Below are 14466 nucleotides of genomic sequence, written 5' to 3'. Positions count from 1 at the left end.
ATGATGGTTCGACCGAACGTGGCGCGCCGCCGACTGGAGGCCGGCCAGACCGTGCTGGGCATGGGCGTGCAGCAGGTCACGGGCGCGGCCGTGGCGGGCCTGGCGCTGCGCTGCGGCTTCGACTTTCTCTTCATCGACATCGAGCATTCGCCGGTCGACGCGGCGGCCGCCGCCAACATCGCCGCGGCCGCGCTGCCGCTGGGCATCGCGCCGCTGGTGCGCGTGCCGGGCAAGAACTCGCCCGACATCTCGCGTCTGCTCGACGGCGGCGCGCAGGGCATCGTGGTGCCGCACGTCGACGATGCGGTCGAGGCGGCAGCCGCGGTGCGCGCCTGCAAGTACCCGCCGTTGGGCATGCGCTCCTTCTTCGGGCTGCAGCCGCACTTCGACTACGCGCGGCATCCGGCGCCGCAGGCCATGGCGGCAGCGAACGACGAACTGCTCTGCATCGTGATGCTCGAGTCGCCGCGCGCCATCGCCAATGCTGACAGCATCGCGGCGGTGCCGGGTGTGGATGTGCTGCTGATCGGCAGCAACGACCTCTCGCTCGAACTCGGCATCCCGGGTCAGCTGCAGGACCCGGCGGTCGAGTCGGCTTTTGCGGCCGTCATCGCGGCCTGCAAGGCGCACGGCAAGCACGCGGGGCTGGCCGGCATCGTCGACCCAGCGCTGCTGCGCCGTCACATCGAAGCCGGCATGCGCTTCGTGCTGACCAGCAACGACATCGACCTGCTGCTGGCCGCCGGCGAGGTACGGGTGGCGGCGCTGAGGGTCTAGGCCAGCAGCGCGTCCAGCTCGATCTCGACGAAGGCGCTGTCGGGCAGGCTCGCCACGCCCACGACGGTGCGTGCAGGGCGGGGTGCGTCCGGCCAGGCGGTGTGCAGCACGTCCGACGCGGCATCGAGCACGGCACTGTGGGCCGTGAAGTCCGCGGTCGTCCGGAGGAAGCCGCGCACGCGGCACACGTCGAGTCGCTCGGGCAGGGCGCCGCCGCAGGCCGCAGCGACGGCGGCCAGGAGGTTCAGCATCGCAACCTCGGCAGCGGCACGGGCGCGATCCAGGGGTTCGCCGGGCGTGCAGATGCCGGCGATGGCCACGCCCTCGACACGGGAGGTCTGGCCGCTGACGGCGAGCGAGCGGCCGCCATGGGGCATCGGCAACAGGTGGAAGGGTGCGTAGTGGCCGCGCGGCTGCGGTGCCGCCGGCAGGCGGTGGCCGGCCGCGGCCAGGCGTTGCTCGGGCGTCGCGGCGGTCATGCGGGGCCGCTCCAGCCGACCTGTCCGCTCAGCCAGCAGCCGGCGAGCGAGCCACCGTCGAAGCGCGGGCGCACCTCGATGACCGAGGGCCGGCCCATGGCGTCGCCCTGGCGGACGCTGCAGACGACGCCCGCGCCCGGTGTGCCGATGGCGATGACGCCCGTGGCGGCCAGGTGGCCCCACAGCGCAGCCGCTGCGATGCCCGTCGCGGCATCCTCGGGATAGCCGGACGACTTGGGGAACTGCCGTGCCGCCACGACGGGGTCGCCCTGTGGCGTTGAGCCCGCCAGCGCATAGGGATACAGGCCGGTGGAGCCGATGGATTCGCACAGCGTTTCCATCGACGCGAAGTCGGGTTGCAACGCCTGCAGGGCGGCAGTATCCGGCATCGGCACCAGTGTCTTGACGCGGCTGGTGCTGGCGTTGGTCATCTCGGGCACCGCGCCGGCGGGCAGGCCGAGCACGGCCGCGACGCGGCTTGCCTGCGCTGGCGAGAGCACCTGTGCCTGCACCGCGGGCTGCGAGATCCAGACGCGACTGCCGGCCGCATCCCATTCGACATCGACGAGGCCGCTCAAGGTCTCGATGCGCGCGGCGGGCGTGTTCCAGCGTCCCCACTGGCGCATCGCCCAGAGCGTGCCGACGGTGGCATGGCCGCACATCTCCATTTCGTGCTGCGGCACGAAGAAGCGCAGCCGCCAGTCCGCGCCCGCCGTCGTCGGCGTCAGCACGAAGGCCGATTCGTGGCCCGTGGCGCGAGCAATGCCGATCATGTCCTCGGACGACAGCGCGGACGCGTCCGCGACCAGCGGCACCGGGTTGCCACCGCCGGGGCCGCCGACGAACACATCGACCTGTCGGCGTTCGCCCGGCGCCGGCGGCGTGGTGGGGTCGGGCATGCGGCGAGCTTCAGTCAACCTTGGCTCCCACGGCCTTGGCGATGCGGCCCCAGGCGGGGATGTCGGCTGCGACCGCGGCCTGCAGCTCGGCCGGCGTGCCGGGCCGGGCGTTGATGCCCTTGGCGGCGAAGTCAGCCGCGACGGCACGGTCGGCCAGCACCTTGTTCAGCGCGGCATTGAAGCGCTCCACCACCGGCGCAGGCGTGCCGCGCGGGAAGGCCACGCCGTACCAGAGCGACTGCGTGAAGTTCGGGATGCCCTGTTGCTGGAAGGTCTGCACGCCGGTGAGCAATGCATTCGGCGCCGTCGTCGCCACGGCGACCAGCCTGCCGGAGCGGATGTAGGGCACCAGGCCCGCCGGGTTGTCGAACATCAGCTGCACCTGGCCGCCCATGAGGTCGGTGTAGGCGGGCGCTGCGCCCCGGTACGGCACGTGCACCAGCGGCACGCCCACATAGGCTCTGAACTGTTCTCCCAGCAGGTGCGACACCGTGCCGGCGCCGACCGAGGCAAAGCTGTATTGCTCGGGGCTCTGCTTCAGCGTGGCGACGAGCGTCTTGACATCGGTGCCGCGCACGCCGGGGTTCGTCGCCAGCACATAGGGCGACGTGCCGACGAACCCGGCGTAGACGAAGTCGCGCAGGGGGTCGTAGGGGAGCTTCGGGTACACGCTCACGCTGACCGCATGGGTGCTCGTCGTGGCGAGCACCGCCGTGTAGCCGTCGGGCGCAGCCTTGGCCACATAGGCCGAACCGATGGTCCCGCCCGCGCCGGCGCGGTTGTCGATGACGAGCGGCTGGCCCAGTTCCTTCTGGAGCTGGGACTGGATGCTGCGGATGGCCAGGTCCGTGCCGCCGCCAGCCGGGAAGGGCACGACGACGGTGACGGCCCGTGTTGGCCACGCCTGCGCGGAGCAGACGGCGGGGGTTGCGCCGAGCCCGAGGGTCGCAGCGGCGAAAAGCGCAGGGGCCAGCCAGTGGCGGCGCGCAGGGGAGGTCGGGTGGTGTGGCACGGTGAGTCCAGGGAGCATGACGATGGCTTCATGCTAGGAGTGCGCTGCGTGCTGCACCAACCGGAACGCGACAGGGCGTCAACCCGTTTGCGACAGCGGGCCGCCGCCACCGCAGAGCACCCTCAGGACGGGACGCCTTTGAGCAGCCGGTGCAGATGCCCGCTGTGGGTGAAGCCGAGCTGCTGGCTGGCACGCGCGGGCGCTTCGCCCTGGTCCAGCAGTTCGCGGGCCTTCGTCGCCAGCATGCGACGGCGCAGCGCCACGGGACTGCTGCCGAGTTCCGAGGCGCAGGCGCGCTGCAGCCGTCGGACGGAGACACCGAGCTCGTCGGCCACGGCCTCCACCGTCGGCATCGGCGATTCGAGCGCCAGCGCCAGTGCGTAGCAATCGAGCATGCGTTGCGAGAGCAGCGCTTGGGGACCTCGGGGCGGTGATGTCAGGAACTGCTCGGGCCGGCGCGCGGCCATCTGCGCCATGAGGGCACGGACCAGGGGTTCGCTGCCCTCCGGCGCCAGCGCCGGCGCAAGGAGCGCGTCGAGCATGCAGGCGGCCGCGGCATCGAGCTGGAAGACGCCATAGCGGCTCCTGCGGCCCAGCAGCTCGGGGCGCAGGTAGAGCTCTCCGTGGCGTTGCCGTTGTGCGCTGGTCCGTGTGCTGTGCGCGGCCGATGCGGGCAGCAGCAGCGCGGTGTGGCGAGCCAGCCGCCAGGCCCGCGGTGCGGTACCCGCTTCGGCGAGCCAGCAACTGTCGAGCGTTCCGACCTGCGGCCACAGCAGCATGGCGCAGTCGTGCATGTGCCAGTCGAACTGGTAGCGGGGTTGCCGGTCCTGCCGCAGCGCGAACCCCCGCTCGGCCGTCGCCGCCAGCTTGGACGAAAGGGGAATGCTTGTTGCCATGGGGCCTCCTTCGGCTTGGATCTTCGAACCAAGCGATTTTCGGACCATGGCGCGGGCCGTGGCGGCCCGCCTGACCCGTCAGACCGGGCCGGTGCCGCGGATCGCGATGACCTTCTCGGGCAGCTTGGTCATGCCGTACTGGTCGAGGATGCGGTCGTAGGTGCCGTCCTTGATCATGTCGTTGAAGGCCTTGACCACGGCGTCGGCCACCGGCTTCGAGCGGAAGCTCATCATCGTCGGCGAGCCGCCCTGTGCCGGCAGCAGCATCGTGGCCTGGCCGGCCTTCACGAAGGCGCCACCCGCGTAGTTGGGGAAGGCGGCCATGTCGAACTGGCCCGCACGCAGGCCGGCCATGACTTCGCTCGCGGTCGGGAAGGACAGGATCTTGATCGACTTGCGGCCCTTGGCGACGTTGTCCTTCTCGCGCTCCTTCAGCCAGCGCTCCTGGTACGAATCGGCCTCGACGCCGATGCTCAGGTCGGTCAGCGCTTCGGCCGAGGCCAGCGTGCGCTTGCTGCCCGGCACGGCGACGATGTCGATCGCGGCCATGGCATAGGGAATCGCCCACATCACCTTCGAGCGCTCTTCGGTGAAGAACATACCGGTGTTGATGCCGTCGAAGCGCGCCGCCTTCAGCGCGGGGATCATCGCCGGGAAGTCCATGCGGATCGTCTCGGCCTTCAGGCACAGGCGCTTGCCCAGTTCGGCCGCGAGGTCGAGGTTCATGCCCTTGAGTTCGCCGCTGGCGTCGACGAACTGCAGCGGCGGCAGCGTCGGGTTGGTCGACAGCTGGATCTTGCCCTCGGTGATCAGCTCGCTCTTCGGGATGGTCGGGGTGCAGGTCTGCGCGGAAGCGACCATGCCGGAGAGCGGGCCGGCGAGCGCCACGATGGCGAGCGTGCTGCGCAGAAGGGCGAATTTCATGATGATTCCTGGAAGAAGAAATGAAGCCTGCAAGGCCGGTGCTGGGTGCTCGAAAAGAAAAGAATAGCCATCGCTGCGCAGCGTGCTCAATTCAGTTGAGGGGCGGGACTATAGGCCGCCGATATACGTCGTGATGGTGCGTTCGGCGCACCGGAATCGACCGCTATCATCGACCGACCCGACGTGTTTTCGGGCATGAATCACGCCGCCATGTCCGACCCGCAATTCCGCTCCCTCATCAACCTGCGCCAGCTCGAGGTGCTGCGTGCGGTGATGCGTTGCCGCACCACCATCGGCGCGGCCGAAGAGCTGGGCATGTCGCAGCCGGCGGTGAGCAACGCGATCAAGCTGGCGGAGACCAAGCTGGGCATCGCGCTGTTCGACCGCGTGAGCAACCGCCTGGTGCCCACGGCCGACGCGCAGATCCTCATGGCCGATGCCGAGCCGCTCTTCGTGGTGCACGAAGCCGTGCAGCGCAAGGCCTGGGATTTGCGCACCGGCCGCGCCGGCGTGCTGCGCATCCACGCGACGGCCGAGCTGTCGCAGTACCTCGTGCCGTCGGTGCTGGCGTTGTTCATGGCCGAGCATCCCGACGTGCAGGTCACCATCGAATCGGTGCGCATGGACGCGCTGCTCGAAGGCGTAGAAAGCGGCAGCGCAGACGTCGGCATCGCGATGAAGCCACCGGCGCGGCCCAACCTTGCGCGCGAGGTGCTGGTCGAGGCCGAGATGATGTGCATCACGCCCAAGGGGCATGAACTCGCGGGCCTGCCGGTGCTCACGCCCTTCGACCTGCGCGGGCGCCGCATCGTCGGGCCGGGCCCCGCGAGCCCGCTGGGCGCGATGATCGCGCAGGCCTTCGAGCGCTCGTCCGACCACTACCACCCCGACATCGAGGCGCGCTTCGCCAACGTCGTGAGCCCGGTGGTCGCGCGTGGCCTGGGCATCGGCTTCGTGGACGAGCTCACGGCGCGCTATGCGAAAGAGCCGGGGTTCGATGTGCATCGATTCCGGCCGCGCGTCGCGGTGCCGGTATGCGGCCTGTTTCTGCGCGACAAGCCACGCGCCCGCCTCGCGCAGGCCTTCATGACGCATGCGCTGCAGTACATGCAGGCGCAGATCGGGCGACCCGACGACGGCGACGCCGCCGACGGCGTCAAGCCGTGACCGGCGTGCGCACGGCGGTGGTCTTCTTCTCCGTCGGCGCATAACCCTTGCCGTAGTGCTTCTCGAGGCGGCGTTGCACCACGTCCCACAGGGAGGTCAGCACCAGGTAGAAGACGGCGGCCACGCAGTACAGCTCCAACACTTCGAACTTGGCCTGCATGAGCACCTGGCTGCGGCGCATCAGCTCTTCCATCGAGATGACGGAGGCGAGCGACGTGGCCTTGAGCAGACCATTCACCGAGTTGCCCAGCGGCGGAATGATGATGCGGATGACCTGCGGCAGCGTGACCAGCCGCAGCGTCGCCATCTTCGACAGGCTCAGCGCCTTGGCGGCCTCGATCTGCCCCTTGGCCACGGCCGAGAAGCCGGCGCGGATCGTCTCCGACAGGTAGGCCGCTTCGTTCAGGCTCAGCGCCAGGATGGCAGACGTCAGCACGTCGAAGCGCACGCCCAGCTGCGGCAGGCCGGTGTAGATGATCACGATCTGCACCAAGAGCGGCGTGCCGCGGAAGATCCAGATGTAGAACTTGGCCGGCGCCCGCAGCAGCTTGTTGGTGGACATGCTCGCGAGCGCCAGCGGCAGCGCGAGCGCCAGGCCGATCAGGATCGTGGAGATCGTCAACCCGATCGTGATCCCGACCCCACCCAGGAGGTACGGGTTGACCAGGTAAGACAGGAAGGCATCGACGTTGAACACGGCCCGGTTTTCCTTTGCGCTGTGGCGGTGCGGCGCTTACTTCGGCGCCGGGCCGGGGCCGCGGATGGCGAAGGTCGTGTCCTTCAGGCGCGTCATCTTGAACTTGTCGAAGAGCTTGTCGTAGGTGCCTTCGGCCTTGAGTTCGTTGAGTGCGGCCGCGGCGGCCAGGGCCGTCGTCTTGTCGCGGTAGGTCACGGTGATGTCGGTGCCGTTGATGCCGCTCAGCCAGACCTTGGCGATGCCGCGCTCGACGAAGTTGGCGGCCGTCTCGTCGATGTTGATGCCGGCTTCGAGCTGGCCGGCGCGCAGGGCGGCGGTGGTTTCGGAGGCCGTCATGAAGGTGCGGAAGTCGATCGCCTTCAGGCCACGCGCGACCATGTCGGCGTTGTACTCGCGCGACTTGCGTTCCTGGTAGGTGCCGGTCTCGATGCCGACCACACGGCCTGCGAGGTCGTCGAACTTGGTGATCTTCAGCGGGCTCGTGGGCACGGTGTAGATGCTCATCGCCTGCTGGCCGTACGGAATCATGAACATCAGCTTGGAACGCTCTTCCGTCCAGAACATGCCGGTGTTGATCATGTCGAAGCGGCCGGCCTGCAGGGCGGGGATCATCGGCGGCATGTCCATGCGGATGAAGACGGGCTCCAGGCACAGCTTCTTCGCGATAGCCTTGCCGAGTTCGACGTTCAGGCCCTGCAGTTCACCCTTCTCGTCGACGAACTGCTGCGGCGGCAGCGTGGGGTTGATCGACATCTGCAGCTTGCCGGCAGACACCAGGTGTTCGGCACCGACCTTGGGCGTGCAGGTCTGGGCCAGGGCCGACGCCGAGAACGCGGCGCCGAGGAAGAGCGCAAGAGCCAGTTTGGAGCGTTGCATGATGTGCTTTCGTGAGACGAAGGTGGGTGGAACTGAAAGAAAAGAAAGCCGGTGGAACACTCAGGACGTCGCGTCGCTTCGGCAGGCCAGCAACGCGCTGTGCTGTGCCTCGATGACGCATTCGTCGCGCTGGTTGAGCAACTGCAGCGTCTCGATCACGATGCCGCGGCCGGGACGCGATGAGGGGCGCTTCTCGGCGAAGTCGAAGCGCACGCGCACCACGTCGCCTGCGATCACCGGTCGCAAGAACCGCACCCGGTCCCAGCCAAGCGAGGCGATCGAGCTGTGCTGGTAGAGCTTCAGTTCGGTCTTGAGGCCTTCCATCAGCGCGAGGCCGTACAGGCCGTGCGCGATGACGCCGCCGAAGCCACGCGAGCCGGCATAGTCGGCATCGGTGTGCAGCGGATGGTGGTCGCGCGTGAGGTCGCAGAAGCGCGCGATGTCGGCCGCGGTGATGGCGTGCGTTCCGGTCGTGAAGGTGGCGCCGACGACCACGTCGTCGAAGTAGATGTCGCTCATGCCGTTCATGTGTCTGGCACCTCGATGTGTCGCGGTGCCAGCGCCATGAAGGCGTCGCGCATGCCCATCGGCCCGGGCCGGAAGATGCGCGCGTCCATGGTCTTGAGCGTGTCGCTGATGCGGATCGAGAAGCCGATCTGGTCGAGCACGTCTTCCTGCAGCCGCACGCCGGGGGCGATCTCGGTCAGCACGATGCCGTCGGCCTCCATCTCGAACACCGCGCGGTCCGTGACGAAGGTGACGCGCTGGCCGCGCTCGCGCGCCAGGTGGCCGGAGAAGCTGATCTGGTCGACCTCGGGTACGAACTTCCTGAACTTGCCGTCGCGCCGGATGTCGAGCCCGCCGTCGGCGACGCCGATGTCGAACTCGCCGCCGGTGAGCGAACCGTTGAACACCAGCCGCCTGGTGTTCTGCGTGATGTTGATGAAGCCGCCCGCGCCGTCGTAGCGCTTGCCGAAGCGGGTGACATTGACGTTGCCGTGCCGGTCGACCTGCGCGAAGGACAGGAAGGCGCAGGACAGGCCGCCGCCGTCGTAGAAGTCGAACTGGTACGACTGGTCGAGGATGACCCGCGGGTTGACCGAGGTGCCGAACTCGCGCGCATGGCCCGGCACGCCGCCGACCGCGCCCGATTCGACGGTGAGCGTGATCATTTCGTCGATGCCTTCCTCGGCCGCGACGTTGGGGATCATGGCCGAGATGCCGACGCCGAGGTTGACCACGTCGCGCGGGCGCAGCTCGAAGGCGGCGCGGCGCGCCACCACGCGGCGGGCGTCCATCGGGTCGGGCGGGATGCTCGAACTCGGCACGATCGTCTCGCCGCAGCGCGCCGGGTCGTACTGCGTGGTGTACGTCTGCATCTGGTCCGGCTGCACCACGAAGTGGTCGATCAGGAAGCCGGGGATCTTCACCATGTGCGGGTGCAGCGTGCCGCGCTTGACGAGGCGCTTGACCTGGCAGATCACGGTGCCGCCGGCGTTGTGCACGGCCTGCGCCATCGAGAGGTCTTCGCGCGCAGTGGCTTCGTGCTCCATGCTCACGTAGCCGTCTTCATCGGCCGAGGTGCCGCGGATCAGCGCGACCGAGGGCACCCCGGGTGCCTTGTAGAACAAGTAGTCCTTGCCGCCGATGTGGACCAGCTCCACCAGCTTCTCGGTGGTGCGCGCGTTCATGCGGCCGCCGTCCTGGCGCGGGTCCATGTAGGTTTCCAGGCCCACGTGCGTCAGCACGCCGGGCTGGCGGCCGGCCATGGCACGGCACAGGTGCGTCATCACGCCCTGCGGGAAGTTGTAGGCCTCCAGCGCCTGGTCGAGCACCAGCTTCATGAAGGGCAGCTGCATGCCGAAGTTGCCGCCGATCACGCGCTGCACCAGGCCCTTGTGCGCGAAGTGGCACAGGCCCTTCTCGGTGAGCGCGCCCACGCCGGTGATGTGGAAGAGGGTGAGGCCATGCGGGCCGTCGCCGGCGAGCCAGCGGCGTTCGATGGCCTCGAACACCGCTTCGGGCACGCCCGAGCCGCCGTTGCCGCCGGCCAGCACCATGTCGCCGTCCTTCAGCAGGGCGGCGGCTTCGTCGGGGGTGATGCAGTGGATCATGGTCGGTGCGCCCTCAGGCGAGTTCCTTCTCGACCTGCTTGGCGATGATGATTCGCTGGATCTGGTTGGTGCCTTCGTAGATCTGCGCCAGGCGCACGTCGCGGAAGATGCGCTCGATGCGGTAATCGCGCGAATAGCCGTTGCCGCCGTGCACCTGCAGCGCGTTCGACACGTGCTTCATCGCCATGTCGGTGGTGAAGAGCTTGGCGTGCGCCGCCTCCTTGGCGTAGGGCAGGCCGGCGTCGAACACGCGCGATGCGTGGTGGATGAGCAGGCGCGCGGCGGCGATGTCGGTCGACATGTCGGCCACCATGAACTGGATGGCCTGGAAGTTCATGATCGGCGCGCCGAACTGCTTGCGCGTGGTGGCGTAGGCCACCGCGTCTTCCATCGCCGCCTGCGCCATGCCCAGCGCCATCGACGACATCAAGAGGCGGCTGAAGTTGAAGTTGCCCATGGCCGTCTTGAAGGCCTGGTTCTCGGCACCGATCATGGCGTCTTTGGGCACGTGCACGTCCTGCAGCACGATCTGGCAGTCCTCCAGGCCGTGCATGCCCAGCAGCTCTTCGTTCTTGCCGCGGCTCACGCCCGGCGACGATGCGTCCACCAGGAAGCAGCTCATCGACTTGTGGCCGGCGTCTTTGCCAGTGCGTGCGAAGACCATGATGCGGTCGGCTACGCCGCCCAGCGTGACCCAGGCCTTGGTGCCATTGAGCACCCAGCCATCGTCGGTCGCGCGCGCCGTGGTCTGGATGCTGGCGGCGTCGGAGCCGAAGTCGGGCTCCGTCATGGCCGTGGCGAACACGATCGACCCGTCGAGGATGCCGGGGATCAGTGCCTTCTGCGATGCATTGCCGTGGTGGTGCAGGAACAGCGCCGCTTCCACGGGGATGGCAAAGGCGTTGCCGATGGCGGCGGAGCAGCGCGACAGTTCTTCCATCACCAGGCAGAGGCTGACCGTGTCCAGGCCCGTGCCGCCCGACGATTCGGGCAGGCTGACGCCGAACAGGCCGAGCTCGGCCATGCCGCGGTAGAGCGTGCGGTCGAAGACGTCTTCGCGGTCGATGGCGGCGGCGCGCGGCAGCACCTCCTTTTCGGCGAAGCGGCGTGCGGTGTCGCGCACCGACATCTGGACCTCGGTATGGAAATGGCTCATGGTGCAGTGGCGGGTTCGGTGGCTTCGTCGCTGGCCAGGTGGCCGTCGTGCGCGACCTCGTCGCGCTCGCGGTCGAGGAAGTAGATGGCGACGTTGTGGGCGGCCGTGTCGAAGCAGGCGGCCAGCGCCGGCGTCATGGCCTCGGCGACGGCGCGTCGCTGGTCGGCGCTGCGGCGGTAGGCATGCAGCTTGACGAACACGCGGGCGCCGGCCGGCGGCAGGCCGAATTCGCCGGCGTGCGCATAGTCGTCGGTACCCACGGGCACGAAGTAGATCGTCACGGTCGACGGTGCGACAGCGAAGCCGTGGACGATGCCGTCGGTGACGGCCTGGCTCAGCTGGCGCTTGCGGGTTTCGGCGGCGCGGGGCGCCAGGATTTCGACGTAGGGCATCAAGGACTTCAGGCGTTGGGCAGGGCTCGGCAGGACGCGCGTTCGACAAGCTGCGAGCCGATGCGGTATTCGCGGCCGCTGTTGGCGACGCCGCCGAGGCGGGACATGAGGCGGTCGACCGCCAGGTTGGCCATGTCGGCCGCGCCGCTGTCGACCACGCTGATCGCGGGACGCTGCCATTCGAACCAGGGCGAGTCTTCGTAGAACAGCAGCGACAGGTCCGACGGAATCGACAGGCCGCGTTCTGACACCACGCGCAACACGCCGACGGACGATTCATGGTTCGCCACGAAGACGGCCGTGGGCGGCGCAGGCAGCGAGAGCAGGGCGTTGGCACCGGCCACGCCGGTTTCCGGCAGGTAGCGGCCGCGGTGGATGTAGGCCGGGTCGACGGGCAGGCCCGCTTCCTGCATGGCCCGGGTGTAGCCCGCCAGACGTTCCTTGCCCGACGTCGTGTCCCCCGGCCCCACGATGAGCCCGATGCGCCGATGCCCCAGCCCCAGCAGGTGCTGCGTGCCGGTGTAGGCGCCTTCCATGTCGGCCGCCAGGATCGATTCGAGCGAGGCGCCGGCCACGCGGCGCACGGCGCAGATGACCGGGATGTCGGCGTGTTCCATGGCCAGCAGCGCGGCGCTGTTGCTGCCGGTGGGCACGGCGATCAGGCCGTCGACGCTGTGGTCGACGAGGGTTTTGAGGATTTCGCGTTCCTGCTCGGCATCGTCGTTGCTGATGCTGAGGATGACCTGGTAGCCGAGCGCCTGCATGCGCGTCTGCACGACGGAGGCGAGCACGCGGAAGGAGGCATTTTCGAGGTTGTGGACGGTCAGGCCGATGAGGCGCGACTTGCGCGTCTTCAGGGCGCGGGCCACCGTGTTGGTGCGGTAGCCGATGGCAGCAGCCACCTGCACCACGTGCTTTTGCGTGGCGTGGTTGATCAGGCTGGAGCCGGCCAGAGCGCGCGAGGCGGTGGCGATGGACACGTCGGCGGCACGGGCCACGTCGCGCAACGTGACGGTCACTGGGGAGCCTCTTGGATGGAATGTTGTGCAAACGATTGCATTCTGACAATGTAGATTGTTAAGAGGGAAAACGTCAACTGTATTCTTGAAATAGCCGAGTTGACGGCACAGATAATTGCAAACGATTGCAAAGATCGCGCATACTGGCTGGCACTTCTTTCATCGCGCCCCATGACCTTCCCCATCGCCGGCGTCGGCGGCATCTGGCCCGCCACGCTCACCCCCTTCACGCCCGCGGGCGCCATCGACGACACGTCGCTCGCGACCCATGTGCGCGAGGTCGCATCCACCCCCGGTGTCCGCGCCGTGGTGGTCAACGGCCATGCCGGCGAGACGTCGTCGCTGAACCGCGCCGAGCGGGCGCATGTCGTCCGGCTGGCCGTGCAGGCGGCGGGCCGGGTGCCTGTGGTGGCCGGCGTCGTCGCCGAGGATCCGCGCGATGCCTGCGCGCTGGCGGTCGATGCGGCCGAGGCGGGCGCCTCGGCGCTCTTGCTCTTCCCGCCGGCGATGTTCGGCGGCGGTGCCGCGCTGCGGCCCGAGATGATCCTGCGCTACGTGCAGGACGTGGCCCGCGCGACACCGCTGCCCATCGTGCTGTTCCAGCTGTCGCGCGCGTCGAACCAGGCGTTCTCGGTGGACATGCTGGTGCAGCTGTGCAACGCCGTGCCGCAGATCGTCGCGATCAAGGACGGCAGCGATGTGCCCGAACTGTACGAAGACAGCCTGCGCGCCCTGCGCCAGCTGGACCGCCCGGTGAGCATGCTGTCCAGCAACAACGGCTGGCTCTTCGCGTCGCTCGCCTACGGTGCCGACGGCATCCTGTCAGGCATCGGCAGCGTGGTCGCGCCGCTGCTGGTCGAGCTGCACGAGGCCGTCGCGGCCGGCAGGCTCGATGTCGCACGGGCCGTGAACGACCGGCTGGTGCCGCTGTGCCGCGTGTTCTATCGCGCGCCGACCCTCGACATCCACAACCGCATGAAGACCGCGTTGCACCTGCTCGGCCGCCTGCCGCATCCCGACCCGCGGCTGCCGCTGCTGCCGGTCGGCGACGACGAGAAAGCACGCATCCGCGCCGCGCTGGTCGCGGCCGGCTTGCTCGACAACGCCCTCTGATCACCACCGACCACCCGACCTCACCGACATGAAAGATTTCCGCGGCACCTACACCATCATGGTCACGCCCTTCGACGCCGAAGGCGCCGTCGACGTGCCCGCGCTCGAGCGCTACGTCGACTGGCAGATCGAATCCGGCATTCACGGGCTGATCCCGCTGGGCTCGACCGGCGAGTTCCTGTCGATGAACGATGACGAGATCGAGCTGGTCGCGAAGACCGTGATCGACCGCGCCGCCGGCCGCGTGCCGGTGCTCATCGGCACCACCGCCGAAGACACCCGCGTGGCCGCGCGCAAGAGCCGCATGGCCGAGTCGCTGGGCGCCGATGGCGTGATGGTGCTGCCGCCGTTCTATTGCACGCCGACCGAGGACGAGCTCTACCAGCACTACAAGACGATCTCGGACGCCATCGGCATCCCGATCATGGTCTACAACAACCCGGCGGTGACTAACGTCGACCTCAAGCCCAAGCTGGTGGCGCGGCTCTCGCAGATCGACAACTGCCGCTACATCAAGGAATCGACGCTTGAGGTGACCCGCGTGCGCGACATCATGCGGCTGTCGGACGGCCGCATGAACGTGTTCGGCGGGATCATGGGTTTCGAGTCATACGTCGAAGGCGCGGTGGGCTGGGCGGCGGTGCCGTCGAACGGCGCGCCGGCCGAGATGGCGCGGCTCTACGACCTGGTGATGGCCGGCGAGCTGGCGCAGGCGCGCGATCTCTCGTTCAAGTATTTCCCGATGATCGATTTCGTCGCCGGCCAGCAGTACGTGGCCGGCACCAAGGCGATGCTCGCGGCCATGGGCATGCCCGTCGGTGGGCCCCGCCCGCCGCGGCTGCCAATGGGCCCCGAAGGCATCGCCGCCGCCCGCCGCCTGGTCGACGAACTCGGCCTGAAGATCACCCGACCCGCCTGAGGATTGCCATGACCGCTGTGCCCGCT

General features: G+C 68.6%; 16 protein-coding genes. 4 read left to right on the top strand and 12 right to left on the bottom strand.

All coding sequences use genetic code 11. The features are described from left to right. Window positions 1-777 carry an HpcH/HpaI aldolase family protein gene (locus ACSFA2_RS19325; protein WP_435456940.1) on the top strand — a complete coding sequence of 259 codons (777 nt, stop codon included), beginning with the start codon at window positions 1-3 and terminating at the stop codon, window positions 775-777. Here ACSFA2_RS19325 and ACSFA2_RS19320 read toward each other — a convergent pair. The 5 genes from ACSFA2_RS19320 to ACSFA2_RS19300 form a co-directional block, all read right to left on the bottom strand. Then, window positions 774-1256 carry a RidA family protein gene (locus ACSFA2_RS19320; RefSeq protein WP_435456939.1) on the bottom strand — a complete coding sequence of 161 codons (483 nt, stop codon included), beginning with the start codon at window positions 1254-1256 and terminating at the stop codon, window positions 774-776. The two genes, ACSFA2_RS19325 and ACSFA2_RS19320, sit on opposite strands and share 4 nt — an antisense overlap. Continuing rightward, window positions 1253-2155, bottom strand: coding sequence for a PhzF family phenazine biosynthesis protein (locus ACSFA2_RS19315; protein WP_435456938.1), 903 nt, complete (start codon window positions 2153-2155; stop codon window positions 1253-1255). Before ACSFA2_RS19315 ends, ACSFA2_RS19320 begins: the two co-directional genes overlap by 4 nt. 10 nt (window positions 2156-2165) lie before the next feature. Next, entirely contained in the window at window positions 2166-3185 is a 1020-nt protein-coding gene (locus tag ACSFA2_RS19310; RefSeq protein ID WP_435456937.1) for a Bug family tripartite tricarboxylate transporter substrate binding protein, read from the bottom strand. Window positions 3186-3289: 104 nt separating this feature from the next. Next, window positions 3290-4063, bottom strand: a complete 774-nt coding sequence (locus tag ACSFA2_RS19305; RefSeq protein ID WP_435456936.1) for a helix-turn-helix transcriptional regulator — start codon at window positions 4061-4063, stop codon at window positions 3290-3292. A 78-nt stretch (window positions 4064-4141) separates the two neighbouring features. After that, window positions 4142-4987 (bottom strand): transporter substrate-binding domain-containing protein, encoded by an 846-nt coding sequence (locus ACSFA2_RS19300; protein WP_435456935.1) that lies wholly within the window; start codon window positions 4985-4987, stop codon window positions 4142-4144. A 210-nt stretch (window positions 4988-5197) separates the two neighbouring features. Here ACSFA2_RS19300 and ACSFA2_RS19295 point away from each other — a divergent pair, with 210 nt between their 5' ends. Next, window positions 5198-6154, top strand: coding sequence for a LysR family transcriptional regulator (locus ACSFA2_RS19295; protein WP_435456934.1), 957 nt, complete (start codon window positions 5198-5200; stop codon window positions 6152-6154). Here ACSFA2_RS19295 and ACSFA2_RS19290 read toward each other — a convergent pair. The 7 genes from ACSFA2_RS19290 to ACSFA2_RS19260 are packed head-to-tail and all read right to left on the bottom strand — an operon-like array spanning window position 6144 to window position 12408. Further along, on the bottom strand, window positions 6144-6851 hold the full coding sequence (locus tag ACSFA2_RS19290) for an amino acid ABC transporter permease (protein WP_435456933.1): 708 nt from the start codon (window positions 6849-6851) through the stop codon (window positions 6144-6146). The two genes, ACSFA2_RS19295 and ACSFA2_RS19290, sit on opposite strands and share 11 nt — an antisense overlap. A gap of 36 nt (window positions 6852-6887) precedes the next feature. Next, window positions 6888-7727, bottom strand: a complete 840-nt coding sequence (locus ACSFA2_RS19285; protein ID WP_435456932.1) for an ABC transporter substrate-binding protein — start codon at window positions 7725-7727, stop codon at window positions 6888-6890. Window positions 7728-7787: 60 nt separating this feature from the next. After that, a complete protein-coding gene (locus ACSFA2_RS19280) occupies window positions 7788-8246 on the bottom strand; it encodes a MaoC family dehydratase (RefSeq protein ID WP_435456930.1) in 459 nt (152 codons plus the stop codon). Between the two features lie 5 nt (window positions 8247-8251). Further along, on the bottom strand, window positions 8252-9841 hold the full coding sequence (locus tag ACSFA2_RS19275) for an acyl CoA:acetate/3-ketoacid CoA transferase (RefSeq protein ID WP_435456929.1): 1590 nt from the start codon (window positions 9839-9841) through the stop codon (window positions 8252-8254). Window positions 9842-9854: 13 nt separating this feature from the next. Continuing rightward, complete coding sequence (locus ACSFA2_RS19270) at window positions 9855-10997, bottom strand: acyl-CoA dehydrogenase family protein (RefSeq protein WP_435456928.1); 1143 nt, start codon at window positions 10995-10997, stop codon at window positions 9855-9857. Then, entirely contained in the window at window positions 10994-11389 is a 396-nt protein-coding gene (locus ACSFA2_RS19265) for a tautomerase family protein (RefSeq protein ID WP_435456927.1), read from the bottom strand. The genes ACSFA2_RS19270 and ACSFA2_RS19265 overlap by 4 nt, the downstream gene beginning before the upstream one ends. An 8-nt stretch (window positions 11390-11397) precedes the next feature. Continuing rightward, on the bottom strand, window positions 11398-12408 hold the full coding sequence (locus ACSFA2_RS19260; protein ID WP_435456926.1) for a LacI family DNA-binding transcriptional regulator: 1011 nt from the start codon (window positions 12406-12408) through the stop codon (window positions 11398-11400). Window positions 12409-12579: 171 nt separating this feature from the next. Between ACSFA2_RS19260 and ACSFA2_RS19255 the strand changes: the two genes are divergently transcribed. Continuing rightward, the gene (locus ACSFA2_RS19255; protein WP_435456925.1) at window positions 12580-13521 is read left to right on the top strand and encodes a dihydrodipicolinate synthase family protein; all 942 of its coding nucleotides are present in this window, start codon (window positions 12580-12582) and stop codon (window positions 13519-13521) included. Between the two features lie 28 nt (window positions 13522-13549). Then, complete coding sequence (locus tag ACSFA2_RS19250) at window positions 13550-14440, top strand: dihydrodipicolinate synthase family protein (protein WP_435456924.1); 891 nt, start codon at window positions 13550-13552, stop codon at window positions 14438-14440. The last annotated feature ends 26 nt before the right edge of the window (window positions 14441-14466 follow it).

It is taken from the genome of Variovorax cryoconiti, from assembly GCF_051216395.1.
GTDB lineage: Bacteria > Pseudomonadota > Gammaproteobacteria > Burkholderiales > Burkholderiaceae_C > Variovorax.
This window is presented reverse-complemented; position numbering and strand designations above follow the sequence as displayed.

Bases quoted from the DNA above. Each gene is read 5' to 3' on its own strand.
- ACSFA2_RS19300 (WP_435456935.1), bottom strand. From the start codon at position 4,987: ATGAAATTCGCCCTTCTGCGCAGCACGCTCGCCATCGTGGCGCTCGCC.
- ACSFA2_RS19305 (WP_435456936.1), bottom strand. From the start codon at position 4,063: ATGGCAACAAGCATTCCCCTTTCGTCCAAGCTGGCGGCGACGGCCGAG.
- ACSFA2_RS19320 (WP_435456939.1), bottom strand. From the start codon at position 1,256: ATGACCGCCGCGACGCCCGAGCAACGCCTGGCCGCGGCCGGCCACCGC.
- ACSFA2_RS19325 (WP_435456940.1), top strand. From the start codon at position 1: ATGATGGTTCGACCGAACGTGGCGCGCCGCCGACTGGAGGCCGGCCAG.
- ACSFA2_RS19265 (WP_435456927.1), bottom strand. From the start codon at position 11,389: ATGCCCTACGTCGAAATCCTGGCGCCCCGCGCCGCCGAAACCCGCAAG.
- ACSFA2_RS19250 (WP_435456924.1), top strand. From the start codon at position 13,550: ATGAAAGATTTCCGCGGCACCTACACCATCATGGTCACGCCCTTCGAC.
- ACSFA2_RS19295 (WP_435456934.1), top strand. From the start codon at position 5,198: ATGTCCGACCCGCAATTCCGCTCCCTCATCAACCTGCGCCAGCTCGAG.
- ACSFA2_RS19280 (WP_435456930.1), bottom strand. From the start codon at position 8,246: ATGAGCGACATCTACTTCGACGACGTGGTCGTCGGCGCCACCTTCACG.
- ACSFA2_RS19310 (WP_435456937.1), bottom strand. From the start codon at position 3,185: ATGCTCCCTGGACTCACCGTGCCACACCACCCGACCTCCCCTGCGCGC.
- ACSFA2_RS19315 (WP_435456938.1), bottom strand. From the start codon at position 2,155: ATGCCCGACCCCACCACGCCGCCGGCGCCGGGCGAACGCCGACAGGTC.
- ACSFA2_RS19270 (WP_435456928.1), bottom strand. From the start codon at position 10,997: ATGAGCCATTTCCATACCGAGGTCCAGATGTCGGTGCGCGACACCGCA.
- ACSFA2_RS19285 (WP_435456932.1), bottom strand. From the start codon at position 7,727: ATGCAACGCTCCAAACTGGCTCTTGCGCTCTTCCTCGGCGCCGCGTTC.
- ACSFA2_RS19255 (WP_435456925.1), top strand. From the start codon at position 12,580: ATGACCTTCCCCATCGCCGGCGTCGGCGGCATCTGGCCCGCCACGCTC.
- ACSFA2_RS19275 (WP_435456929.1), bottom strand. From the start codon at position 9,841: ATGATCCACTGCATCACCCCCGACGAAGCCGCCGCCCTGCTGAAGGAC.